Source organism: Psychrobacter sp. TB55-MNA-CIBAN-0194 (genome assembly GCF_040309505.1).
Taxonomy (GTDB): Bacteria; Pseudomonadota; Gammaproteobacteria; order Pseudomonadales; family Moraxellaceae; genus Psychrobacter; species Psychrobacter fozii.
This window is the reverse complement of record NZ_JBEOOW010000612.1, coordinates 1-249: the sequence shown is the minus strand read 5'-3', so window position 1 is coordinate 249 and position 249 is coordinate 1. Positions and strand designations below refer to the sequence as shown.

Below are 249 nucleotides of genomic sequence, written 5' to 3'. Positions count from 1 at the left end.
AACCACCCTTCCCGACGACATGGTCGCCTATATTGCCGTTCCCATCATGGATGGCGATACGCCAATCGGGGTTCTGGCGGCTCACCGCTTACGCATGCGGCCTCGTCCAGTAGACGCAGACTTAATCATTCTTCGCATTCTGGCAACCTTCATCGCGCAAATCATCAAGATTAATAACCTGATCGACGAACGTACCAGTTACCTGCAGGAGGAAAACCGAGAACTTAAGGACGCTCTGCAAACTAAGCA

1 protein-coding gene is annotated in these 249 nt (G+C 51.8%); it reads left to right on the top strand.

The features are described 5' to 3' along the window. Window positions 1-249, top strand: a 249-nt coding sequence (locus AAEY75_RS16480; protein ID WP_352260237.1) for a GAF domain-containing protein, incomplete at both ends; no start/stop codon positions are given.